General features: G+C 68.9%; 20 protein-coding genes. 6 read left to right on the top strand and 14 right to left on the bottom strand.

The features are described 5' to 3' along the window. Positions 1–6: 6 nt before the first annotated feature. From FBY39_RS08335 to FBY39_RS08300, 8 genes are all read right to left on the bottom strand, one after another. Positions 7–435 (bottom strand): molybdenum cofactor biosynthesis protein MoaE, encoded by a 429-nt coding sequence (locus FBY39_RS08335; protein WP_141931852.1) that lies wholly within the window; start codon positions 433–435, stop codon positions 7–9. Next, complete coding sequence (locus tag FBY39_RS08330) at positions 432–911, bottom strand: molybdenum cofactor biosynthesis protein B (RefSeq protein ID WP_141931849.1); 480 nt, start codon at positions 909–911, stop codon at positions 432–434. The genes FBY39_RS08335 and FBY39_RS08330 overlap by 4 nt, the downstream gene beginning before the upstream one ends. A 181-nt stretch (positions 912–1092) precedes the next feature. Next, a complete protein-coding gene (locus FBY39_RS08325) occupies positions 1093–3405 on the bottom strand; it encodes an FdhF/YdeP family oxidoreductase (protein ID WP_141931847.1) in 2313 nt (770 codons plus the stop codon). A gap of 9 nt (positions 3406–3414) precedes the next feature. Further along, entirely contained in the window at positions 3415–5052 is a 1638-nt protein-coding gene (locus FBY39_RS08320) for an SDR family oxidoreductase (protein ID WP_141931845.1), read from the bottom strand. A 71-nt stretch (positions 5053–5123) separates the two neighbouring features. Beyond that, positions 5124–5666 carry a signal peptidase I gene (gene lepB / locus FBY39_RS08315; protein WP_141931842.1) on the bottom strand — a complete coding sequence of 181 codons (543 nt, stop codon included), beginning with the start codon at positions 5664–5666 and terminating at the stop codon, positions 5124–5126. Further along, positions 5663–6337, bottom strand: a complete 675-nt coding sequence (locus FBY39_RS08310) for a DUF305 domain-containing protein (RefSeq protein ID WP_141931840.1) — start codon at positions 6335–6337, stop codon at positions 5663–5665. The genes lepB and FBY39_RS08310 overlap by 4 nt, the downstream gene beginning before the upstream one ends. Before the next feature lie 82 nt (positions 6338–6419). Beyond that, complete coding sequence (locus tag FBY39_RS08305) at positions 6420–8267, bottom strand: hypothetical protein (RefSeq protein ID WP_160133050.1); 1848 nt, start codon at positions 8265–8267, stop codon at positions 6420–6422. 17 nt (positions 8268–8284) lie between these two features. After that, complete coding sequence (locus FBY39_RS08300; protein ID WP_160133048.1) at positions 8285–9118, bottom strand: hypothetical protein; 834 nt, start codon at positions 9116–9118, stop codon at positions 8285–8287. Between the two features lie 244 nt (positions 9119–9362). On the opposite strand from FBY39_RS08300, the gene FBY39_RS08295 reads away from it, so the two are divergent. Both FBY39_RS08295 and FBY39_RS16425 read left to right on the top strand, forming a co-directional pair. Continuing rightward, complete coding sequence (locus FBY39_RS08295) at positions 9363–10805, top strand: APC family permease (protein ID WP_160133046.1); 1443 nt, start codon at positions 9363–9365, stop codon at positions 10803–10805. Further along, the gene (locus FBY39_RS16425; RefSeq protein ID WP_160133044.1) at positions 10802–11524 is read left to right on the top strand and encodes an IclR family transcriptional regulator; all 723 of its coding nucleotides are present in this window, start codon (positions 10802–10804) and stop codon (positions 11522–11524) included. The genes FBY39_RS08295 and FBY39_RS16425 overlap by 4 nt, the downstream gene beginning before the upstream one ends. 133 nt (positions 11525–11657) lie before the next feature. Here the strand turns inward: FBY39_RS16425 and FBY39_RS08285 are convergent, their stop codons facing one another. Both FBY39_RS08285 and FBY39_RS08280 read right to left on the bottom strand, forming a co-directional pair. Next, the gene (locus FBY39_RS08285) at positions 11658–13547 is read right to left on the bottom strand and encodes a helicase HerA-like domain-containing protein (RefSeq protein WP_141931828.1); all 1890 of its coding nucleotides are present in this window, start codon (positions 13545–13547) and stop codon (positions 11658–11660) included. Between the two features lie 132 nt (positions 13548–13679). Next, positions 13680–14342 carry a phosphatase PAP2 family protein gene (locus tag FBY39_RS08280; RefSeq protein ID WP_141931826.1) on the bottom strand — a complete coding sequence of 221 codons (663 nt, stop codon included), beginning with the start codon at positions 14340–14342 and terminating at the stop codon, positions 13680–13682. 37 nt (positions 14343–14379) lie between these two features. Here FBY39_RS08280 and FBY39_RS08275 point away from each other — a divergent pair, with 37 nt between their 5' ends. Next, positions 14380–14868, top strand: a complete 489-nt coding sequence (locus FBY39_RS08275; protein ID WP_141931824.1) for a nitroreductase family deazaflavin-dependent oxidoreductase — start codon at positions 14380–14382, stop codon at positions 14866–14868. On the opposite strand, the gene FBY39_RS08270 is transcribed toward FBY39_RS08275, so the two are convergent. Further along, entirely contained in the window at positions 14869–16221 is a 1353-nt protein-coding gene (locus FBY39_RS08270) for a multidrug effflux MFS transporter (protein ID WP_141931822.1), read from the bottom strand. A gap of 245 nt (positions 16222–16466) precedes the next feature. Between FBY39_RS08270 and FBY39_RS08265 the strand changes: the two genes are divergently transcribed. Genes FBY39_RS08265 through FBY39_RS08255 form a run of 3 tightly spaced genes read left to right on the top strand, consistent with a single transcriptional unit; the run spans position 16467 to position 18305 of the window. Then, positions 16467–17180 carry a DUF3105 domain-containing protein gene (locus tag FBY39_RS08265; RefSeq protein WP_141931821.1) on the top strand — a complete coding sequence of 238 codons (714 nt, stop codon included), beginning with the start codon at positions 16467–16469 and terminating at the stop codon, positions 17178–17180. Then, positions 17180–17851, top strand: a complete 672-nt coding sequence (locus tag FBY39_RS08260; RefSeq protein WP_141931819.1) for a DUF305 domain-containing protein — start codon at positions 17180–17182, stop codon at positions 17849–17851. The genes FBY39_RS08265 and FBY39_RS08260 overlap by 1 nt, the downstream gene beginning before the upstream one ends. Before the next feature lie 25 nt (positions 17852–17876). Beyond that, on the top strand, positions 17877–18305 hold the full coding sequence (locus tag FBY39_RS08255; protein ID WP_141931816.1) for a hypothetical protein: 429 nt from the start codon (positions 17877–17879) through the stop codon (positions 18303–18305). Here FBY39_RS08255 and FBY39_RS08250 read toward each other — a convergent pair. From FBY39_RS08250 to FBY39_RS08240, 3 genes are all read right to left on the bottom strand, one after another. Further along, entirely contained in the window at positions 18266–20746 is a 2481-nt protein-coding gene (locus tag FBY39_RS08250; protein WP_141931814.1) for an HAD-IC family P-type ATPase, read from the bottom strand. The genes FBY39_RS08255 and FBY39_RS08250 overlap by 40 nt on opposite strands. Before the next feature lie 92 nt (positions 20747–20838). After that, positions 20839–21777 (bottom strand): carbohydrate ABC transporter permease, encoded by a 939-nt coding sequence (locus FBY39_RS08245; protein ID WP_141931812.1) that lies wholly within the window; start codon positions 21775–21777, stop codon positions 20839–20841. After that, a complete protein-coding gene (locus FBY39_RS08240) occupies positions 21777–22760 on the bottom strand; it encodes a carbohydrate ABC transporter permease (RefSeq protein ID WP_141931810.1) in 984 nt (327 codons plus the stop codon). The genes FBY39_RS08245 and FBY39_RS08240 overlap by 1 nt, the downstream gene beginning before the upstream one ends. Between the last annotated feature and the right edge of the window lie 128 nt (positions 22761–22888).

The following is a 22888-nucleotide window of genomic DNA, read 5'->3' as shown; positions in this document are numbered from 1 at the left end:
GCTCCGTCAGCCCCCGATGCCCTTCCAGGCCGTCGTGCCGTCGGACTCGATCTGACGCTTCCACACGGGGAGCTCCTGCTTGATCGTCTCGATGACGTCGCGGCACACGGCGAACGCCTCGGCCCGATGCGACGACGCGACGGCGATCGCGACGGCGATGTCCCCGACGGCGAGGCGTCCCGTGCGATGCGACACCGCGACGATCGCGTCGGTGTCGCCGATGCAGCGAGACGCGATCCCGTGGAGCGTCTCTTCGGCGTCGGGGTGCGCGGAGTACTCGAGAGCGACGACGGCCGTCGCGGCATCCGGATCGTGGTCCCGCACGCGTCCGACGAAGGTCGTGACGGCGCCCGCCGAGGCGTCGTCGACGGCGTCGAGATGCGCGGCGATGTCGAGGGGCTCACCGCTCAGTCGAGCGAGCCGGACGCCGCTCATGCGTGATCACCGCCCGCCAGCTGCTCGATGACATGCGTCGCGACGGACAGCACGACGGGGATGCCGGATGCCACGGCCCGCGGCGAGCCGGGGAGGTTGACGATGAGCGTACCGCCCGCGACCCCCGCGAGACCGCGGGACAGCATGCCACCGGGTTTCTCGGCGGCTCCGAGTCGCCGGAGCTCTTCGGCGATACCGGGGACCTCCCGCTCGATCACGAGCGCCGACCCTTCGGGCGTCTGATCGCGCGGCGCGACGCCTGTTCCACCGGTCGTCACGACGAGGGATGCTCCGCTGTCGATAGCCGCTCGCAGTGCCGACGCGACGCTGTCCGCCCCGTCCGGCACGACGACCGCGTCGCCGCACGCGTACCCCGCGGCCCGCAGCGCCTCGACGGCGACGGGCCCGCTGGCATCCTCGCGATCACCCGCCGCCGATCGGTCCGACACGGTCACGACGACAGCGAGTGCATTCATGCGCTCAGCCTACGATCCCCCTCCCCCTCCCCTTCCCCCCTCCTCCTTTCTTCCCTCTCCCCCTTTCGTCGAGTAACCGCGGTCTCGGCGAGCCACCCCGTCCTTTGCGCACAACAACGGGGCTTCTCGGCGAGATCGCGGGGTCTCGACGAAGCAGCGCGGCGGGAGCAGCGCGGCGGGGTCAGGGGCGGCGGGTGAGGCGGATGAGGATCGACTTCGACGTCGGGGTGCCGCTCGCGTCGGCGACCGAGTCGAGAGGCACGAGGACGTTGGTCTCGGGGTAATACGCGGCGGCGTTGCCGCGCGGTGTCGCGTACGAGACGATCCGGAACGCATCGGCGCGGCGCTCCTCGAGGCACCCCTCGGCATCCGTCCACTCCGAGACGAGGTCGACGATGTCGCCGTCGACGAATCCGAGCGCACGGATATCGTCGGGATTCACGAGCACGACGCGCCTCCCGCCGTGGATGCCGCGGTACCGGTCGTCCTTGCCGTAGATCGTCGTGTTGTACTGATCGTGCGAGCGGAGCGTCTGCAGCAGGAGTCGCCCCTCGGGGATGCGGGGGAACTCCAGCTCATTCGCTGTGAACCGAGCCCTTCCGTCTACCGTCGCGAACCGTCGGGCATCCCGCGGCCCGTTGGGAAGGCGCAGCGTCGCGCCCTTGGCGACGCGCTGTTCGTAGTCCTCGAATCCCGGCACGACCTTCTCGATGTGTCCACGGATGATCGCGTAGTCCTGCTCCATCGCGTCCCAGTCGGCCTGCGGGACGGACCGCCTCGTCGACCCATCCGCGGCATCCCCGAACAACAGCCCGCAGAGCCGCGCGACGATCGCGACCTCGCTGAGCAGCCCCTCGGACGGCGGAGCCAGTCGACCACGTGAGGCGTGCACGGCCCCCATCGAGTCCTCGACGGTCACGCGCTGTTCGATGCCGCCGCGACGGTCCCGATCGGTGCGGCCGAGTGTCGGGAGGATGAGCGCCCTCCGCCCCGTGACGACGTGCGAGCGGTTGAGCTTCGTCGACACCTGGACGGTCAGGCCGACGTTCCGCATCCCCTCCTCGACGACGGCGGTGTCGGGCGTCGCCGAGACGAAGTTGCCCCCCATCCCCATGAAGAACCGCACGCGACCATCGCGCATCGCACGGATCGCCGCGACGGTGTCGAAGCCGTGCGGGCGGGGTGCATCGAAGGCGAACTCGCGGTCGAGCGCCTGGAGGAATGCTTCGGACGGCTTCTCGTAGATCCCGACCGTGCGGTCGCCCTGCACGTTGGAGTGACCGCGGACGGGACACACGCCCGCGCCCGGCCGACCGATGTCACCCCGGAGGAGGAGGACGTTCACGACGTCCCGCAGCGTCGCGACGGAGTGCTTGTGCTGCGTGAGACCCATCGCCCAGCAGACGATCGTCGCCTTCGATGCCCGCACCATCTCGGCGATCGCGCGCAACCGCTCCTCGGGGAGCCCCGTCGCCTCGACGAAGTCGGGCCACGCGGCATCCGCCATCGCCCGCCGATACTCGTCGAACCCGCTCGTGTGCTGCGCGATGAAGTCGTGGTCGAGGGCATCGTGCTCGATGAGATGCGCCCCGATCGCCTGGAAGAGCGCCTGGTCGCCGCCGAGGCGGATTTGCACGAACTCGTCGGCGAGCGTCGTGCCACCGAGCAGCATCCCTCGCACGGTCTGCGGGTTCTCGAAGCGTACGAGCCCCGCTTCGGGGAGCGGGTTGACCGCGATGATCTTCGCCCCGCGCTGCTTCGCCTTCTCGAGAGCCGTCAGCATGCGCGGGTGGTTGGTTCCCGGGTTCTGTCCCGCGATGATCAGCAGCTCGGCATCGTGGATGTCGTCGAGCGAGACCGTTCCCTTGCCGATGCCGATCGTCTCGGTGAGGGCCGAGCCGCTGGACTCATGGCACATGTTCGAGCAGTCGGGGAGGTTGTTCGTGCCGATCCCGCGGACGAGCAGCTGGTAGAGGAACGCCGCCTCGTTCGAGGTGCGACCCGATGTATAGAAGACCGCGTCGTCCGGATCGTCGAGCCCGCGGATCTCGTCCGCGATGAGGCGCAGCGCATCGTCCCACTCGATCGGACGGTAGTGGGATGCTCCCTCATCGAGCACCATGGGATGCCTCAGACGACCCTGCTGACCGAGCCACCAGTCGTCGTGTCCCGCGAGTTCGGCGACGGGATGCCGCGCGAAGAAGTCGGGCCCCACGCGCCGGAGCGTCGCCTCCTCCGCGACGGCTTTCGCGCCGTTCTCGCAGAACTCCGCGATGTGGCGCTTGTCCTCTTCGGGCCACGCGCACCCCGGGCAGTCGAAGCCGTCCTTCTGGTTGACGCGAGCGAGCGTCTCGACCGAGCGGACGACCCCCATCTGCTCGCGCGAGATCTGCAGCGCGTGGACGACGCCGGGGAGTCCGACCGCGACACGCTTCGGTTCGGTGACGCGGAGCCGCGTCTCGTCGATATCGGATGCCGGGGGCTTCGTCGCCATGTCCCCAGGCTATGCGCTCTCGCCGACGACCTGCCGCGCCGTGTCGGAGCTCGACTCGTCGATCGACTCGACCTCGACGTCGCCGGGTTCGGTGTCTGCGTCCGAAGGGTCGCCCCCGGCGGCGATGCCTTCCGCGGCGGCGGCGATGCGGCTCGCCATACCCGCGAAGATGAAGCCGTGGAAGGGCAGGACGGCGAACCAGTAGAGCCTTCCGGCGAGGCCACGCGGAAAGAAGACGGCGCGCTGGTCGTAGCGGGATCCGCTTTCCTCCGGCGTGACGCGCATCTCCAGCCACGCGCCACCCGGGACCTTCATCTCGGCGCGGAGCCTCAGGAGCGACCCGGGCTCGAGGGCCTCGACGCGCCAGAAGTCCAGGGCATCGCCGACGCCCAGTCGCGCGCGGCTGCGGCGGCCGCGCGCGAGGCCGATGCCACCGACGAGGCGGTCCATCCATCCGCGGATGGCCCACAGAACCGGCGAGGAGTACCAGCCGTTCTCGCCCCCGATCCCCTCGACGACGCGCCACAGCGCGGCAGGCGGAGCCGTCGTGTGCGCCGTGCGCGCATCGGTGAACGCCAGGCGCCCCGACCACTCGGGGTCGCTCGGCAGCGGGTCGCTCGGAACGCCGAGCACTTCGCCGTCGCGCCAGCTCGTCTCGATCGTGTCGCTCTCCTCGCGACCCAGCGCGAGGCGTACCGACTGCCGATAGGGCGTGAGACCGTCGGCGGGTCGCGGGATGAGGGCATCGACGTCGTGGTCCTTCACGACGCACTCGTTCTGCAGCGACTCCACGAGGGGGCGCGCGACAGCGGCGGGAATCGGGGTGACGAGGTTCACCCATAGCGACGCGAGCTTCGGCGTCAGCACGGGCAGCGCCGCGATGGCACGTTGGGGAAGCCCCGCCTCGACGGCGTAGCCGTTCATCATCTGGCCGTATCGGAGGACGTCCGGACCACCGATGTCGACGGCGCGATTGACGGATGCCTCGACACGCGCCGCGCCGAGGAGGTAGTGCAGCACGTCGCGCACGGCGATCGGCTGGATGTGATTGCGGACCCACTTCGGGGCCGGCATGTACGGAAGCACCTCGGTCAAGTGCCGCACCATCTCGAACGACGCGGAACCCGACCCGATGACGACGCCCGCCTGCAGCACGAGCGTCGGAGTCGGTCCGTCGAGGAACACCTCGCCGACTTCGACGCGCGATCGCAGATGGGCCGAGAGCCGCGCGTCGTCGGGGTGGAGGCCGCCGAGGTAGACGATCCTCCCCACGCCGGCCGAGGCTGCGGCATCCGCGACCGTCCGTGCTGCACGGCGGTCCGCTTCTTCGAACCCCTTCCCCGCGCCCATCGAGTGCACGAGGTAGAACAGGACGTCGACATCGCTCACGGCGGTGGACACGGCATCCGCGTCGGCGGCCGCACCCTCGACGACCTCGACGTCTTCTCCCCACGCGAACGTCGCGACGCGCGCAGGGTCGCGAGCGAGCACGCGCACGCGGTAGCCCGCGGCGAGAAGGCGCGGCACGAGGCGTCCGCCGATGTATCCCGTCGCGCCGATCACGAGTGCGCGAGGAGCGGTGCCGTCGGCCCGAGGCACGGCGCGGAGTTCTGGTTCGCGCCCGGTAGGCGAAGTGAGATCTTCCATCGTGGCGAGACTACGTCGGCGGACCCGATCGCGCGAGGGGTTGACGACGAACGGATCTGCCCGTCACGACCTCACCAGGAGACGCGCACGACACCGCGGAGAGCGTCGCGCGCGACCGCGCCGCGGGTCGCGGTCGACAGGGTCGCACGGGAATCGGTCGAGTGCGTCCGATTGTCCCCGAGAACCCACACGGTCCCCTCGGGAACGATGACGTGGAAGGGGATGCCGCCACCCGTCCGTGCCGCGTCGACATACGGCTCTTCGAGGACTTCGTCGTTGACGAGGAGACGTCCGGTGAGCGAATCGCAGCAGACGACGACATCGCCCGGAAGCCCCACGACGCGCTTGACGAGCATCGTGCCCTCACCTTCCGACCAGCCCTGGCGGTCCACGAAGAGGACGATGTCGCCGCGCGACGGCTCGCTCCACCGGTCGAAGACGACGACGCCTCCGCTGCGAAGCGTCGGCGCCATCGAGTCGTGCTGAACCGTCGCGACGCCGAACGCCATCACGGCGACGACGCACAGGACGACCGGCGCGAGAACAGCGACGATTCCGCGCAGGCGGGCCCGGGCGAGGCGCGTCGGCACCGGTGCGCTGCCGACCGTCGTCATGGAAGTTCCGCCACGAGGCTGGTCATCGCGGTGATCTCGCGCTCCTGTTCGACGAGGACGTGCTTCGCCGACGACCGCACGAAGGCGTTCGAGCCGTTCGTCACCGCGGAGGTCGCCATGTCGAGGGCCCCCTCGTGGTGCACGATCATGAGCTCGAGGAAGAGGCGATCCGCCTCGGCGCCGTCCGCTGCCGCGAGGGCCGCGAGCTGCTCGGGACTCGCCATGCCCTTCATCTCGCCGTGCGCGTGACCGCCGCACCCGGTCGGAATCGTTCCGGCGGGCGCGTCGTGCGCCGCGTGGCCGCTCGACGCCGTGGCATCCGTCGGGATCGCCTTCGCCCACGCCTGCTGCCATGCCCGCATCGTGCCGATCTCGGCGCTCTGATCGCCGATGATGAAGTCGGCGAGCGCACGAGTCCGTTCCCGCACGCCGTCGGCGGCGAGGACCGATTCGCTGAGCACGAGCGCCTGCTCGTGGTGCGGGATCATGCCCTCGATGTAGCAGTGGTCCTCGATCGAGGGGAACGCGGTCGCGGCTGCGCCGCCGGCCGTCGCCGCCGCAACAGGCTGCGACGGTACGTCCGTCGACCCCGCAACGACGATCGCTCCGGCACCGCCGGCGAGAGTGAGCGCTGCCACGACGACACCGATGACGGCGATCCTGCTGCGCATGGCGCTCCTTCTCTCGTGAGGACGTATGAGGGGGATGCCGCGGGGCGACGCGACGCTCGGTCACGCCGCCCCGCGGTCAGCGTCAGGCTTCTGCCGTCCGCTGCCTGCGCAGGTACCAGGAGGTACCCGCAAGTCCCGCACCCGCGAGGAGCAGGAGGAGTCCCGACAGGGCCCAGCGGTTCGCGTCGGATCCCGTCGAGGCGAGCGCTCCGAGGATCGCTGCCGGCGAGACGGCGGTGACCGCGAAGGTGCCCTCGGCGACCGTCGTCGACGTCTGGCCCGTGAGCACGAGGCGGTGCTGACCCGCGGCCGTGCTGCCGGGCACGATGAACTGCGCGTTCACGACGCCCGCGCTGTCGGCGAGGAACGTGCCCACCGACACCGGCTCGGAGTACATCATGGCGCTCACCGTCTCACCCGGCGTGAAGCCCGACGCGGTCGCGCTCTGCGTCGCTCCCGGTGCTACCTCGGGCGAACCGAAAGTGATGGGAAGCGTCGCTGCGGGAGTCTCCGTCGGAGTTCCCGTGGGGTCCGTCGTCGGGGCCACGGTCGGCTCCGTCGTCGGCGTTCCCGTGGGCGTTCCCGTCGGGGTTCCCGTGGGGCTCGTCGTGGGGGACGGAGATGCCGTGGGCGTCGTGGTGATGTTCGGGTTCGGGACACCGCGCATGTCGCCGTTGACCCACTTGCGGCCCTCGGGGATGTTCGGAGCCTGCGCCGCGAAGTCGCGCGGGTAGAGGGTGAAGCCCTGCCAGTGGATCGGCATGGGGCTCTGGTCCTCGTCCCGGTTGATGTGGTGGAAGCCCACGTTGACCCAGGCCACGGGGTCTTCCAGCGACTCGTCGTCGATGTAGTCCGTGACCATCTGACCGGCCTTCGACGGGATCAGGTTGTAGCTCGCGTGGACCTCGTCGGACTTCGCCTTCGTGAAGGCGATGTCGTAGTCGGTCTCCGGGTTGAGGTTGTATGCCTGGTCGCGCGGCACGATGATCTCGTACGAGCGGGCGTGTCCGTCGGCGTTGAGGCTCTCGGGGTTCACGACGCGGTAGGCCTCACGGTTGGATCCGAGGGTCTTCGTCTCCTTCGTCACCTCGGTGATCTTCGTGTCGAGGATCGCGGTCTTCCCCGTGTCTCCCGTCGTGCCGTACTCGCCCGTGGGGGTCGTCGCGAACTTCTCGACCTTCTGGTACGCACCACTGTCGATGCCGAAGTCCACACGCCAGAACGCCGAGTGGTAGTGGTTGACGGCGAAGTCCTCGTTCGCCGGGTCGAGCGGCCAGCCCTGGTTGACGACGTTCGTGTAGTCGTTGGGCGAGAGGTCGCCCGTCGCGCCGAGACGGACCGAGATCTCGCCGTCGTCGTGGAAGCGGTACTCGGTCTGGTACTCGTACCATCCGATGCGCGACACGGTGTGCAGCACGAGGTCGGTGCCCTGCGCCGCGTAGAGCGCGTCGCGGGCGATGTTGGAGCGGTAGGCGAGGCCGGAGTCCTCTTCGCCGATGCAGATCGCGGGGATGTCGCCGCGGTTCGCGTCGACCCACGCCGTGCGCACTTCGCCCACGGGGCAGTCGACGGCTTCGATGGCCTGCAGGCGTCGCCCGCCGACCTGGTACGTCGTGACGTCGTTGTACTCGGTGGCTCCCGTGTCGTAGGGCACGTTGAGCTGCGCGAGCGCGATCGAGTCGAGCACGAGAGTCGGCGACGCGTCGTCACGCGGCTGGTAGGCCACCTTGTCGATCACGAGGCCGCGGTACGTGTCGATGCGCCAGCACATCTGCCAGCTCGACCCGGACTCGAGCGTTTCGGACACGAGCGACGTGCCCGAGCACGACGCTTCCGTGACGGTTTGCGCGGAGGCCGCACTGGGTGCGGCGAGGACCAGTCCTCCCGCGATGACGGCGACGGTCATCGCCGCGCTGAGGGTTCGTTTCATCGAGATTCTCTCCATGGTCATGAGACGGGCAGGACGGTGCGGGTCGACAGATTGACGACGTAGGTGGACGTGGTGAGGTAGGCGCCGCCGTTGACCTGTGCGAGCAGCTGGACGCAGCGTTCGATGCCGCAGCTCTCCGCTCCGAAGGACCCGGCGTCGGTGACGAAGGAGTGGGCCGTCAGCGAGATCTCGGCGGAGGAGGGGACGAGCGCGGATCCGCCGGTGAGCGCGGCGAACTCGTCCGCGAGCGGCGCGGCGATCTCGGACGCGAGCAGCTGCTCCCACGCGAACGCGGTCTCCGCCTCGGTCGGCGCCGGCTGCGAACCGGTGGCGCGCTCGACGGACTCGACGGTGCCGCGCGTGACGTTCACGAGGAGGCTGACCGTCTCGTCGGTCTCGTAGTCGTAGTAGAGCGACAGCAGACGACGCTGTCCGTCCGTGAACGAGTTGGGGTCCGCGACGTCCGTCGAGAGGAACTGCATCCCCGCGTCGCCGAACACGTCCATCCCGGCGGCGAACTCCGGAGACTGAGCCCCGAGGTAGCGGACGTACTCGACTTCTTCGCCGCTCAACTGGTCGAAGGCTGCGGGGATGACGGCGGGACGATCCACGGGGTCCTCCGCCTTCTCGGGCGCGTCGTCGTCGGTGCTGTCGGCGGCGATCGGCGTCGATGCGGGCATGGCCGGCGCCGACGTCGCCTGGACAGCGGTCTGCGTCGCGAAAGCCAGGGCGACGACGGCTGCGGCCGCCGTGATCGCCGAGGCGATTCCGAGGCTCCGCGGGGTCACGATGCGCCTCGGAGGCGAGGGCGGCGGCGGACCACCCTCGGGGGAGAGCTGTGTTTCGGTCACAGGGATCCTTTCGGTCGGGAGGGGACGCGGCACAGGGGTCGCGTCCCGGCGATTCTTCGCCCTCGCGATTTCCCCGCGGTGTTCGCTCCCGAACGCGCAGCGAAAACCGTGTGAGACACGTCCGTCGCCGCAGCATCCGCATGTCTCTCCCCGGTTCACATCCCGGAAACAGAGGCTGACGTTCGGTGCAACAGTGCGCCAATACGCTCCCGACAGCGCCGGACGTGCGCAGTCAGGGGGACGCGTGAGCGCACTCGCGGAGGCCATCCGGAAGAGGCAGCCGAGGACCGACCTCGGCGCCGCATCTCCTTTCGCGGGTCTCCGGCGCCGTCACGCGGGCACGATCGACGTCGTCGCACAGTCCGTCGCAGCGACCGCACCGGCGGGTGTCCTCCTGATCCACCCCTCCGCACTGTTCGCACGAAGCGGTCATCTCGCGTTCCTCGACGTGGTCATCACGGCCACCCTCGTCATCGGGATCGCGCTCGTGCTCGGCATGTTCGCGCGCAGGATCTCCAGCACCGGCTCGATCTACACGTTCGTCGCCCGCGGCCTGGGCCCGCGAACGGGCCTCGTCGCGGGGGCAGCCCTCGCGCTCGGGTCGCTCGCGATCGCGCTCAGCACACTCACGTCGGGGGCTTCACGGGTCACCCAACTCGTGATGTCGACGCCCGATCCGCCGATGTGGGCCGTCGCCGTCTTCACCGTGGGGTTCGGCGTCGTCATCGCAGCGGTCATCTCGCGAGGGCTTCGCATGTCCACGCGGATGCTGCTCGTCATCGAGACGATCGCGGTACTCGCCGTCATCGCGCTCTCGCTCGCCGCGCTGGCCTTCGCGGGCTGGGATCTGCAGCTCCTCGTCCCCACAGCGACGACCGACGTCTCGGTGGAAGCCATCATGGCGGGAGTCTCGTTCGCACTCATCGGCTTCGTGGGATTCGAGAGCGGAGTCGCGCTCGCCCCCGAGACGCGACGGCCCTTCGCGACGGTTCCTCGTGCGCTCCTCTTGAGCGCGGGAGCCATATCGGTCGTCATGCTCGTGGGGACGGCCGCGCAGCTCTCGCTCGTCGTCGAGGACCCGCAGGGAGCGTCGCTCGTCGCCATCACGGGATTCGGCGGCGTCGTCGATGGGATCGTCGCGGTCTCGTTCCTCGCGTGCGCTCTCGCGATGACGAACGCGGCGTCGCGCGTGGCGTTCGCGATGAGCCGCGAAGGACTTCTCCCCTCGGTCTTCGGACGGACCTCCGCGCGCGGCGTCCCCGCCGCGGGAGCTCTCGTGCTGACGAGCGTCGTGACCTTGATCCCCGTCGCCGTCTTCGCCCTCGGTGGCACGAGGCAGGAACTGCGGATGCTGACGAGCCCCGCCGCACTCATCGGCTTCGCCCTCGCCTATGCGCTCGTCTGCCTCGCCGCGCCCGTCTTCCTCTCCCGCATCGGCGAGCTCACGTGGCGCCCCGTCCTGCTCGCCGGGGTTCCGCTCGTGGCTCTCCTCGCGGTCCTCGTCTTCTTCGTGCGGCAGACGGCGCTCGCCAATCCCCTCGGTCTCGCCGGCACGGTCGCGATCCTCGGAGCCCTCGTCGCCGCGGGGATGGTGCGGCTCGCGCGGCATCCCGCGATCTTCCTCCGCGTGGGGATGCACGACTCCCCCATCGATACGGACTGCATCGACGCGGGAGGACGCCCGTGAGCGAGACGGTGTCCCGCCTGCCCGAGAAGGGGATCGGGCTCGCGCTGGAGATCCTCGAGCAGGTCGCGCGGGACGACCGCGGAGCATCCGCCGCCGACATCGCCCGCGCCGTGGGCGCACCGCGCGCGACGGTCTACCGGGTGGTCAACTCGCTCGTCCGCGACGAGTACCTCGTGCGCCGCGCCGACTTCTCGGGGTTCCTCCTCGGGGCACGCGTCCTCGAACTCGCGGCTCTCGTGGGTTCCGTCCGTCCGGCCCACGCCCCCGTCGTCGACCGGCTGCGCGCCGAGACGGGCGAGGCCGTGCACCTGTTCGCCCTGCACGGAAGCGGGTTCACGGTGCTCGACGAGGACCCCGCCTCGCCGCTGTGCGATCGCGCGGCGATGACAGCCGATCCGACGGCGTCGGCCGTCGGGCATCTGTGGCTCATCACGTACGGCGATGCCGACCGCTCGGACCGCCGATGGGGAGAAGCATCGAGCGATATGCGGCAGGCGATCGCCGAGGCGTACGCCGTTCGCGGGTACACGGAGCAGGTCGCGCTCCTGGCTCCGGACCGCGGGTGCCTCGCCGTCCCCGTCGCCGACGATACACAGCGCGTGGTCGGCGCCGTCACCCTCTCGACCTCGATCGCCCGCCTCTCGCTCGCCGCACGTCACGTCAGCGCGCTGCGCGACGCCGCGGCATCCCTCGCCCTCCCCGTCGCCGCCGGCCGCTGACCCCGCCCGGCGCCCGACCCGCCCCGCGACCCGACCCGCCCCGATCGTCGAGACCGGGGATCCCGCCGACACCGAGCCGCACACCACCCTGGCTCGGCGAAACGCCCGGTCTCGGCGCGAACGAGGGTGTGCGTCAGCGGCGACCGATGCCGAAGACGCCGCGGATGACGCCGTCGAGGATCTTCTCGGTCGACCGCGAACCGAGGATCTTCTCGATGGTCGACGTCGGGGTACGGCTCGAGGTGCGACTCGTGCCCGCCGTCTTCTTCAGGAGCCGCTCGTACTCCTGCTGCGCCTTCTTGTCCGCGGCAGCCTGAGCCTTGTCGATCGCCGCCTGCTGCTTCGCGAGCTCGGCGTCGATCTTCGCCTTCTCGAGCGCGGCCTCCTCGGCGGCCGCGGCTTCGTCGGCGGCACGCATCTTCGCCGTCAGGATCTCGCGGGCCGACTCGCGATCGATGGACGCCCCGTACTTGGCCTGCAACGGCGAGGCGCGGACGGCCGCGACGATCGCAGGGTCCGGCGTCGGCGACATGAGCCCCTGCGGTGCCCGCAGCCTCGTCCACGCGACGGGCGTCGGTGCACCCTTCTCGCTCATGACGGTCACGATCGCCTCGCCGGTCCCGAGCTCCTGGAGCACGCGCTCGAGGTCGTAGCCCGATCGCGGGTAGGTGCCGACGGTCGCGCGGAGCGCTTTCGCGTCATCCGGGGTGAAAGCGCGCAGCGCGTGCTGGATACGCGACCCGAGCTGTGCGAGCACATCCGCCGGAAGGTCCTTCGGCGTCTGGGTCACGAAGAAGACCCCGACACCCTTCGAACGGATGAGCCGAACGGTCTGGGTGATCGCGGCGAGGAAGTCCTTCGACGCGTCGCGGAAGAGGAGGTGCGCTTCGTCGAAGAAGAACACGAGCTTCGGGGCATCCAGATCTCCCACTTCGGGGAGGATCTCGAACAGCTCCGCGAGGAGGTACATGAGGAACGTGGAGAAGAGCGCGGGTTTGTCGATGACGCCAGGGACCTCGAGGAGGCTGATCACGCCGCGACCATCGGGCGCCGTCCGCAAGAAGTCCGTCACGTCGAACTCGGGCTCCCCGAAGAACACATCGGCGCCGTCGTCGGCGAACGTGATGAGCTCGCGCAGGATGACGCCCGCCGTCGCCCCTGAGATGCCGCCGAGTTCCTTCAGCTCGGGCTTGCCCTCGTCGCTCGTGAGGTACGTGAGGACGGCCCGCAGGTCGGAGAGGTCGACGAGGGCGAGTCCGTTCCTGTCGGCGTAGTGGAACACGAGCCCGAGGCTCGACTCCTGCGTCTGGTTGAGCCCCAGCACCTTGCTCAGGAGGAGCGGACCGAATCCCGAGACGGTCGCCCGCACGGGAACCCCCTTGCCGACCCCGCCCAGCGCGAAGTATTCGGTGACGGATGCCGCGGGCTCCCACTCCTGGCCGATGGCGCTCGTGCGCGCGAGGAGCTTCTCGCTCTGCTCCCCCGGCGTGGCGACGCCCGACAGGTCGCCCTTGATGTCGGCCGCGAACACCGGCACGCCCTTCGCGGCGAGCTGCTCCGCAAGACCCTGCAGCGTGCGGGTCTTACCCGTGCCGGTCGCGCCCGCGACGAGACCGTGGCGATTCATCATGCTGAGCGGAATCCGGATCTGCGCGTCGCGCACGGGGTCTGTGTTCACGAGGGCACCGAGGTCGAGCGTCGCGGCGTCGAACGTGTATCCCGCGATGATCGCCTCGACCGCCGACGCGTCGAGCGGCCCAGCTTCCGTGTCCGAGCGCGCCGCATCCGCGGGCACGGGGTCCGTAAGCACGGGGTCCGGCGGCACGGGGACCGGCGGCATGGGGACCGGCGGCGCGGTGGGCGACCCTTGCGCGAGCCGCGCCTTCGCGGCATCCGCCTCTGCCGTCGCCAGCGCGGCCTTCGCCTGCGCGGCTTTCAGGAGCGCCTCGGCTGCCTCCGCTTCCGCGCGGAGACGCGCGACTTCGGCTTCCGCGGCGGCGACAGCAGCGTCGTGCTCGGTCATGCGCTCAGCCTAGCCACCCGCATCCGACCTGGCCCGGGCTTTTCGCGAAGCGACACGATGCGCGCGAAACACCACTCCGCGTGCGCACGGACCGCGTCGCTTCGTCGCGGATCGTGTCGTTTCGGCAGGCAGCTACCGCGTCGCGCGGAGCGACTCGAGCTCGCGACCGAGCGGCCTGGACATCGCTCCCGCGAGAACGAGCGCGGCGCCGACGCCGACGAGCACTCCGCCGAGGGTGTCGCTCAACCAGTGCGCGAGCAGATACGTGCGGCTGAACGACATGAGGAGCACCCACGCGGCACCGATGAGGACGACGACGGTGCGAGGGAAGAGCACGACGAAGATCGTCGCGAGGGTCGCCGCTCCCGCAGCGTGCCCCGAAGGGAACGACCCGAAGTCGCTGACGATCAGGATGCCCTCAGGACGAGCCCGACCGAAAGTGCTCTTGAGTACCTGCACGAGCCCCGCAGAAACGGCCTGGGCCACAAGGAAGTACGTGGCGGTCCACGGCCGCCGCAGGATCAGGAAGACGATCGTGCCCCCGATCGGCACGACGAAGACGGCGAACCAGCCTCCGCCGAGGAAGTTCATCGCAAGCGAGAGGCCGGAGAGGAAGGGCGCGGATGCCTGAGACATGACGCCTTCCCACCAGGCGTCGACGACGAAGGGCCCGCTCCCGCGGAGATACACCCACGCACCCAGCCCCGTCGCGAGCACGACCAGCACGAGCCCCCACACGATGAGCGGAACTGCTCGCAGTCTCGCGGTGTCCGTCGTCGCTCCGTTGGCACGCATCGGACCATTGTGCACGAAGGCCTGCGAGGATGACGCCATGACCCGCGTGCTGGATGTCGTCCGCGCCATGATCGCCCCCCTGACGCGCACTCGCGCGTTCCGGCGATTCGGGCCTCGATTGATGCCGCGCCTCGAGCGGGTCTTCGCCGTCGTCACCGGCGGCGGGGTGCCGTTGAGCGGACTTCTCGTCCCCTCCCTCGTGCTGCACACGACCGGCGCGAGGTCCGGTGAGCCTCGGGATGCCGCGCTCATGTACACACCCGACGGAAAGGGCCGTGCGATCGTGGCGGGGACGAACTTCGCCGGTGGGCGGCATCCCGCGTGGACGTCGAACCTTCTCGCACATCCCGATGCGGAGATCACCGTCCACGGCCGCCGCATGCCGGTCCGGGCGAGCCTCATCCCGGACGACGAACGCGACGCCGCGTGGGCGCGCATCGAGAGGCAGTGGCCGGGATACCGCTCGTACGAGCGCGCATCGGGGCGCACGGTTCGGCTGTTCCGCCTCCAGCCCGTGCGGGGCTGACTACGGAGCGAGCCGTTCGACCGTCTTGGGGCGGACGACGAGCCAGAGCGAGAGCAGCCCGATGACCGAGCATCCGACCATGACGGAGGCCATCGTCGTCGCCGTGATGCCGGCGTCGCGTGCGATCCACCCGACGAGGGGCGAGATGAGCCCCGCGACGCCGAAGTTCGTCGCCCCGACGATGGACTGCGCGGTTCCGGCCGCCTTACCGTGGCGATCGAGGGCGAGAACCTGCACGCAGGGGAAGGTGAAGCCGCACGCCGTCATGAAGAAGAACAGCGGGATGACGGTTCCCCACAGTCCGAGTCCCAGCTGATCGGTCACGATGATCGTGACGGATGCCGCGACCAGCACGCCCGTCGAGAACGCCATGACCCACTGCGGTCCGTAGCGTGCCGCGAGTCGGGATGCCGCCTGGACGCCGAGTACGACACCGAGCGAATTCGCTGCGAAGAGCATCCCGTAGACCTGCGGACTGAATTCGTACGTCTGCTGGAAGAGGAAGGACGACGCCGACAGATAGGAGAAGAGCCCGCTGAAGGTCATGCCACCGATGATGAGGACGCCGATGAAGACGCGATCGCTCAGGACGCTCCGATAGCGCTGCCAGACCGTCGTCGTCCCCTTCTCGGTTCGGCGCGCCCGCGGAAGCGTCTCGGGGATGAGGAGCACGGTCGACACGAGCATGATCGCGCCGTAGACGGCGAGCGCGAGGAAGATGCCGCGCCACGGCATGACGAGGAGGAGAGCGGACCCCAGGAGCGGTGCGAGGACCGGCGCGACACCCGACACGAGCGCCAGTCGAGAGAGCATGACGACGAGCCGTCGACCGCCGAAGAGGTCGCGAACGATGGCGGCGGCGACGACTCCCCCGGCCGCGGCACCGGCACCCATGAGAACGCGCGTGACCATGAGCATCTCGAGCGTCGGGGCGAAAGCCGCGGCGGTGCTGGCCAGGACGTGGAGCGCGGTGACGCTGATGAGCGGGATGCGACGCCCGACCTTGTCGCTCAGGGGGCCGACGATGAGCTGCCCGACGGCGAACCCGATCATGGTGCCCGTGAGGGTGAGCTGGATAGCGGCGGCGGTCGTGTTGAAGTCGCTCTCGAGGACGGGGAACGCCGGCAGGTAGAGGTCGATCGTGAACGGGCCGAGGGCGGTGAGAGCCCCGAGCAGGATGATGTACAGCACCCGCTTGCGCGTGGGGATCGCGTCTCCCGGATGCAGCACGATCGGCGCCGTGGCGGGGTTCGATCCGAGGGTGCGGATGGCCCCTGTGGGGCTTCCGCGGTGAGGGATGCGGATCGGGGAGGTCTCGGTCGGGACGACGGGAATGGACGCGGTGTCGAGCACGGGGATCTTCGTTTCGTTCTGCGGCGGGTGTCGGAGTCGGTGATGCACGGCTCACGCACGGATGGGCCGGAGGAACCGGCAAAGCTGTGGGAATCGAATCGATTCGAGACAATGATACCGGATGCCGCACGCGCACATGGGGCTCCTTGCGGGGCTCCTCCCAGCGTATTCATCGCATACCCGCGCATAGGATTGACCTGACCCGCCCCCGACGTCGTCCCGACGCCTGAGCAGAGACCGCGATCATGACCCCGACGCCCCCCGCCGACAAGCGTGCCAGCGGCAATCCCGCCACGCAGGCCCAGATCAACCTGACGGTCAAGCAGCAGCGTGAGCAGAAGCGCCAGGAGAAGCTCGCCGAGTATCAGAAGCAGCTCGCCAAGCGCAAGCGCGGGAAGATCGTCTGGTGGTCGGTCGGCTCCGCCGCGGCCGTTGTCATCATCGGAGCGATCGTGGCATCCGTCGTCTTCGCACCGCCGCCCCCACCGACCTACACCGCCGGGGGGAACGGCGCGGTCGTCGAGGGCGTCGAAGAGTTCGAGAACGTCACGACGCACGTCGAGGGCACCGTCGACTACGAGCAGACCCCGCCCGCGGGCGGCCCCCACAACTCGGTGTGGCTCAACTGCGGCGTCTACAGCGAGCCGCAGGTGAACGAGAACGCGGTCCACTCGCTCGAGCACGGCGCCGTGTGGGTGACGTACGACCCCGAACGCATCCAGGGCGCCGACCTCGACGCCGTCAAGGCCAAGCTCCCGTCGAGCTACGTGATCCTCTCGCCGTTCGAGGGCATGGATGCCCCGCTTACGCTCAGCAGTTGGAACCACCAGCTCGCGCTCGACGAGGTCGATGACCCCCGGTTCGAGGAGTTCTTCAACGCGCACTGGCGCGCTGACGACGTCCCCGAGCCCGGCGCGCTCTGCTCCGGCGCGATCGACGGTCCCGGCAAGCAGAGCTGATGACGGGCGGCTCGACCGCCCCGGCGCCTTCCCGATCGCGCTGGATCCTGTGGGTACTGGTCGCACTGGCGATCGGCGCACTGGCTTTCGCGATCGGTCGCTTCTCGACCTTCGCGCCGGCGGCTTCCGTCGCTCTTCCGGGCACGTCGTCGCCCGAAGCCGGCTTCGCGCGCGACATGCAGGTGCACCACACGCAGGCGATCGAGATGGCGATGGAGATCTATCGCAAGACCGACGACGAAGAGCTGCGGATCCTGTCGTACGACATCGCCACGGCTCAAGCGAGCCAAAAGGGCGAGATGTACGACTGGCTCGTCAAGTGGGGTCTCCCCCAGTCGGGCGGTCCCATGATGCAGTGGATGCAGGATGCCGACGGCCACGCGCACGGCGACGGCGGCGTCCTCACGGCGGAAGAGGCGCGGGTCGCGATGGGGATGGCCTCGAACGCCGAACTCGCCGACCTGTCGGCGGCCACGGGGAACGAGGCCGACTGCCTCTTCCTCGACCTCATGATCCGGCACCATCAGGGCGCGATCCCGATGGCCGAAGCGCTCCTCGACCTCGGGAGCGAGGAGCGTGCGCTCGCCGTCGCGCAGAGCATGAAGACCGGTCAGACAGCCGAGATCGATGCGATGCAGGCGATGCAGAGTCGACTGGCCTGCACCGACTGACGGTGCGGCACGCTAGCCTGATCGCGTGTCCGAGGCTTCCGCGTCCGCTCCACGTCGCCCCGTCGTGGTCACGATCGCCATCGTCCTGATCTACCTGACGGCGTTCGCGAGCCTCGCGCTCGGCATCCTCGTCCTGCTCAGCCGGTATGACGTCCCGACCGATGACGTCCTGTTCGTCTCCCTCCTCGGCGCGAGCGTGATCCTGCTCGGGCTCCTCATGATCGCGTTGGCGTCGGGACTCTCCCGCGGGAGCCGGTTCGCGCGGAACCTCGTGACGGTGTACCTCGTGATCTCGATCGGTCTGCACGTCACGACGATCGTGTCGACGGACGTCTGGGACTGGTCGGCGGCCATCCAGGCTGTCATCGACGCCCTCATCATCGCGGCGCTCTGGCTGCCGCCAGGCGCCCCGTTCTACGCGCGGCGGCCCGCGGCGGCATCTGTTCCCGCCTGAGCGAGGCTCTTCGCGACGAAGCGTCGGTGGAAGAAGCGCACGACCTCGATCCCCCCGATCGTCATGATCACGACGCCCGTGAGGAGCCATGCGGCATCCCGTCCCGGATCGACCAACTGGAAGAACTCGCCCGCGAGCGGCACCGTGAAGATCACCACGAGGGCCGCGAACATCGCACCGATGACGAGCACCTTGAGCCGTGTGACGGGGCGCGAGAGCACCGTGAGCACCCAGATGCCGACGATCGCGAGGATGATCGTGGCCCCTGTCCGAAGCTCGGCCTCGTCGACTCCGAGTGCCATCGCGGCGCGCGTGTAGAGCGTCAGAGCGATCGCGATGATGATGCCCGAGGGGATCGCGAAGCTCAGCGATCTGCGGAGGAATCCCGGCACGTAGCGTTGCGTGTTCGGCATGAGGGCGAGGAAGAACGCGGGGATGCCGATCGTGAGCCCGTCCGTGATCGACAACTGGCGCGGCAGGAACGGGAACTCCATCACCAGGAGGCCGAAGAGGACCGCCAAACCCGTCGCGTAAGCGGTCTTGGTCAGGAACAGCATGGAGACCCGCTCGATGTTGGCGATCACCTGGCGACCCTCCGCGACGACATCGGGAAGGTGCGAGAACTTGCCGTCGAGGAGCACGAGACGCGCGACGGCCTTCGTCGCCGCCGACCCCGAGTTCATCGCGATACCGATGTCGGCGGTCTTGATCGCAAGCGCGTCGTTGACGCCGTCGCCCGTCATCGCCACCGTGTGGCCCCGGGCCTGGAGCGCCGTGACCATGCCCTTCTTCTGCTCGGGCGTGACCCGCCCGAAGACCTGGTGCTCCTCCAGGACGCCACCCAGTTCCGCCTCATCCTCCGGAAGACGCCGCGCGTCGAAGCCCTCGTCGACGTCGAGGCCCACCTCGCGGGCGATGGCGGCGACCGTGCGCGGATTGTCGCCCGAGATGATGCGGACACCGACACCCTGCTGCGCGAAGTACGCCAACGTCTGCGCGGCGTCGGGTCGCACCTGCTCACGGAAGGTGAGCACGACGGCCGGAGCGGCCCCGGCCGGTAGCCGCTCCTCCTCCACATCGGCATCCGTCAGTTCCTCGTCGGAGTGCGCGAGGACGAGTGTGCGGCGCCCCGTGCCCGCCAGCTCGGTCACGGTGGAGCCGAACGCCGTGCCGGCGTCGGTCGCGGCGTCGCCGAACACCATCTCGGGCGCGCCGAGAACCCAGGTGCCCGGGAGGCCATCGAGCGACACGGCGCTCCACTTGCGGCGTGACGAGAAGGGGATGTATCGCGCGGCGGTGCGCGCGGTCTGGACAGGATACGGCTCGGCGAGGCACCGCGCCGTCGCGTTGGCGTCGGGGGCCGCGCCGTACCATGCGAGGGACTCCTCCCACGCCGTCGGGGGTGCGTCGAGCGGATGCGCGTCGTCGAAGGCGATCTCGCCCATCGTGAGCGTGCCGGTCTTGTCGAGACAGATGACGTCGACCCTCGCGAGGCCTTCCACGGCGGGCAGCTCGTTGACGAGCACCTGCTTGGCAGCGAGCTTCGCGGCACCGACGGCGAACGCGATGCTCGTCATGAGCACGAGTCCGAGCGGGATCATGGCCGTGAGCGAAGCGATCGTGTTGACCACCGCCTGGACCCACGTCCCGCTGCTGACGGCCGTCTCCCATCCGCCCGCGACCATCATCTGGGCATTCAGGACGAGGAGTCCGATCGGGCCGATCCCCCACCCGACCCATTTCAGGACGCGGTTGATCGACGTGCGGAGCTCGCTCGAGACGAGAGAGAAGCGCTTCGCCTCACCCGCGAACCTATTGGCGTACGAATCGGCACCGATGCGCGTGACCTGCGCGTCACCTTCGCCCGCCACCACGATCGATCCCGACAGCGCGTCGTCGTCGGGCTTCTTGTCGACGGCGTCGGACTCGCCCGTCAGCATCGACTCGTCGATCTGGAGCGCGCGGGAGTCGACGATGCGGGCATCGGCAGGCACCTGGTCGCCCGCACGCAGCACGAGGATGTCGTCCACGACGACGTCGCTCGGCGGCACCTCGACGTCGGCGCCGTCGCGGCGCACGCGCGTCGGAGACGTGTTCAGCAGCGCGAGGCGATCGAGGGCCGCCTTGGCACGGAACTCCTGCCAGCACCCGATGATCGAGTTCGCGAACGCCGCGAGACCGAAGATGGCATCCTGCCACCGGCCGAGCACGAGGAGCACGAAGAAGCACGCGAAGACGATGCCGTTGAAAAGCGTGAAGACGTTCGCGCGGATGATGTTACCGACGCTGCGACTCGCGTCGGCGGTGTAGTCGTTGGTCTTTCCCGCCGCGACGCGTTCGGCGACATCTGCGGCCCTGAGGCCTGTCGCGGGATCGACGTCGATGCGCGGTGCGGACACCGCATCGTCGACGTTCGCAGGCGAGATCGATGCGGCATCCATGGTCACACCTTAGTGAGGCGCATGCGCGTGCTCCCGGAACGCGACGACGGGGGTGGAGCGCAGCGCCTGCACCCCACCCCCGTCGAGGACGATCAGCCCTTCGTCGACCCTGCGAGAAGACCTCGGACGAAGTACCGCTGCAGCGCGAAGAACACGATGAGCGGAACGATGATCGAGATGAACGCGCCGGCAGGGAGCAGATTGGCGTTCCGGCCGAAGTTGCCGACCATCTCCGCCAGGCGCTGCGTGAGCGGCGCCACATCCGCTGTGCCTCCCGAGAACACGAGGGCCACGAGCAGGTCGTTCCACACCCACAGGAACTGGAAGATCGCGACGCTCGCGAGCGCCGGAACCGACAGCGGAAGGATGATGCGGAAGAAGATCTGCGTGTGGTTCGCGCCGTCGACCCGCGCGGCCTCCAGGACATCGTGGGGAATCTGCGAGATGAAGTTGTGCAGCAGGAACACCATCAGCGGAAGACCGAAGATCGTGTGCGCGATCCATACCGCGGGGAACGTCCCGCTGATCCCCAGAACCTGGTTGAAGATCTGGAGGAGCGGAATGAGCGCCATCTGCAGCGGCACGATCTGGAGGGCGAAGATCGTGATGAAGATCCAGCCCGCTCCCTTGAAGGGGATCCAGGCGAGCGCGTACGCGGCCATCGCCCCGAGCACGATCGGGAAGATCGCGCCGGGAATGGCGATCATGAACGAGTTGACGAAGTACGACCCCAGGTTGGCGCTCGACGCCCCCGACGAGAACAGCACTTCTTCGTAGTTCTCGAGGCTGAACGACGGGTTCGTGAAGATCGTCCACCAGCCGGATGAACGGATGTCATCCGCCGGACGGAACGAGTTGACGAGAAGCCCGAAGGTGGGAATCGTCCAGACGACGGCGATGACGATGGCCGCTGCCGTCGCCCATGGCGACGTGAGACTCTTCTTGACACGCGAGATCTTCGTCCCGCGCCAGCCCTCCTGGTACGCGTCCTCTTTCTTCGAGACGGGAAGATCGACCGGTGCGACGCTCATCAGCGCACCTCCCTCTGCTTGCGCATGACTCGTATGTTGTAGATCACGATGGGCAGGACGAGGATGAACAGGATGACGGCGAGCGCCGAGCCCTGACCGAACTCGCCCCGGTTGAACGCCTGCGTGTACATCTCGTTCGCGATGACGCTCGTGCCGAAGTTGCCGCCCGTCATGGCGCGGACGATGTCGAAGACCTTCAGCGTCGCGATCGTGATCGTCGTCACGACGACGACGACGGTCGGACGGATCTCAGGAACCGTGACGTTGGTGAACTGCTGCCAGGCGTTCGCCCCGTCGAGCTTCGCCGCCTCGATCCGCTCCGTGGGGACCGCCTTGATCGCAGCCGACAGGAGGACCATGGCGAAACCTGTCTGGATCCAGATCATCACGATGATGAGGAAGATCGTGTTCATCGGCGAGTTGATGAGCCACTGCTGGGGCTCACCTCCCAACCAGACGACGACCTGGTTGAGGATTCCGATCTGCTCGAAGCCCTCCGCCCGGTACTCGTAGACGAACCGCCAGATGACACCGGCGCCGACGAACGAAATGGCCATCGGCAGGAAGACGAGGGACTTCAGCGTCTTCTCGCCCTTGGACTTGTCGATGAAGATCGCATACGCGAGGCCGACGAGCGTCGACACCGTCGGAACGAGGATCACCCACAGGACCGTGTTGCCGAGCACGACGAGCGTGTTGGGCTGAGTGAAGATCCAGAAGAAGTTGTCGAGGCCGACCCATTCACCGCGACGGTTGGTGAAGGAGAGCAGCGTCGTGCGGATCGCGGGGTAGACGAGGCCCACGGCGAGAAGGATGACCGCCGGAGCCAGGAAGGCGATCAGCTGGATGACATCGCGGCCCTTCTTGGGCGCGCGGTCGGCGAGGAACAGGACGAGACCGACGACGGCAGCGAAGGCTGCCAGCCCGATCGCCAGCACCCCCAACTTCTCGCCGAAGGACCCCCAGAAATCGTCGCCCCTCACTGGAGTGGCATTCGCTGACGAGACGGATGGGATGGGAACACAGGAGACTCCTCACTGAGATCGCTGGAACGCATCGAGAGTAGGCGGCGTCCGCCCCGTCCGAAGGCGGGGCGGACGCCGGAATGGGT

This window comes from Microbacterium sp. SLBN-146 (genome assembly GCF_006715145.1).
Taxonomy (GTDB): Bacteria; Actinomycetota; Actinomycetes; order Actinomycetales; family Microbacteriaceae; genus Microbacterium.
The sequence above is the reverse complement of the archived record's forward strand: the minus strand, read 5'-3'. Positions and strand labels throughout refer to the sequence as shown.

What these genes read in the sequence shown, in the direction of transcription:
- FBY39_RS08335 (WP_141931852.1), bottom strand. Translation starts at nt 435, where the DNA reads ATGAGCGGCGTCCGGCTCGCTCGACTGAGCGGTGAGCCCCTCGACATC.
- FBY39_RS08330 (WP_141931849.1), bottom strand. Translation starts at nt 911, where the DNA reads ATGAATGCACTCGCTGTCGTCGTGACCGTGTCGGACCGATCGGCGGCG.
- FBY39_RS08325 (WP_141931847.1), bottom strand. Translation starts at nt 3,405, where the DNA reads ATGGCGACGAAGCCCCCGGCATCCGATATCGACGAGACGCGGCTCCGC.
- FBY39_RS08320 (WP_141931845.1), bottom strand. Translation starts at nt 5,052, where the DNA reads ATGGAAGATCTCACTTCGCCTACCGGGCGCGAACCAGAACTCCGCGCC.
- lepB (WP_141931842.1), bottom strand. Translation starts at nt 5,666, where the DNA reads ATGACGACGGTCGGCAGCGCACCGGTGCCGACGCGCCTCGCCCGGGCC.
- FBY39_RS08310 (WP_141931840.1), bottom strand. Translation starts at nt 6,337, where the DNA reads ATGCGCAGCAGGATCGCCGTCATCGGTGTCGTCGTGGCAGCGCTCACT.
- FBY39_RS08305 (WP_160133050.1), bottom strand. Translation starts at nt 8,267, where the DNA reads ATGAAACGAACCCTCAGCGCGGCGATGACCGTCGCCGTCATCGCGGGA.
- FBY39_RS08285 (WP_141931828.1), bottom strand. Translation starts at nt 13,547, where the DNA reads ATGACCGAGCACGACGCTGCTGTCGCCGCCGCGGAAGCCGAAGTCGCG.
- FBY39_RS08280 (WP_141931826.1), bottom strand. Translation starts at nt 14,342, where the DNA reads ATGCGTGCCAACGGAGCGACGACGGACACCGCGAGACTGCGAGCAGTT.
- FBY39_RS08275 (WP_141931824.1), top strand. Translation starts at nt 14,380, where the DNA reads ATGACCCGCGTGCTGGATGTCGTCCGCGCCATGATCGCCCCCCTGACG.
- FBY39_RS08265 (WP_141931821.1), top strand. Translation starts at nt 16,467, where the DNA reads ATGACCCCGACGCCCCCCGCCGACAAGCGTGCCAGCGGCAATCCCGCC.
- FBY39_RS08260 (WP_141931819.1), top strand. Translation starts at nt 17,180, where the DNA reads ATGACGGGCGGCTCGACCGCCCCGGCGCCTTCCCGATCGCGCTGGATC.
- FBY39_RS08250 (WP_141931814.1), bottom strand. Translation starts at nt 20,746, where the DNA reads ATGGATGCCGCATCGATCTCGCCTGCGAACGTCGACGATGCGGTGTCC.
- FBY39_RS08245 (WP_141931812.1), bottom strand. Translation starts at nt 21,777, where the DNA reads ATGAGCGTCGCACCGGTCGATCTTCCCGTCTCGAAGAAAGAGGACGCG.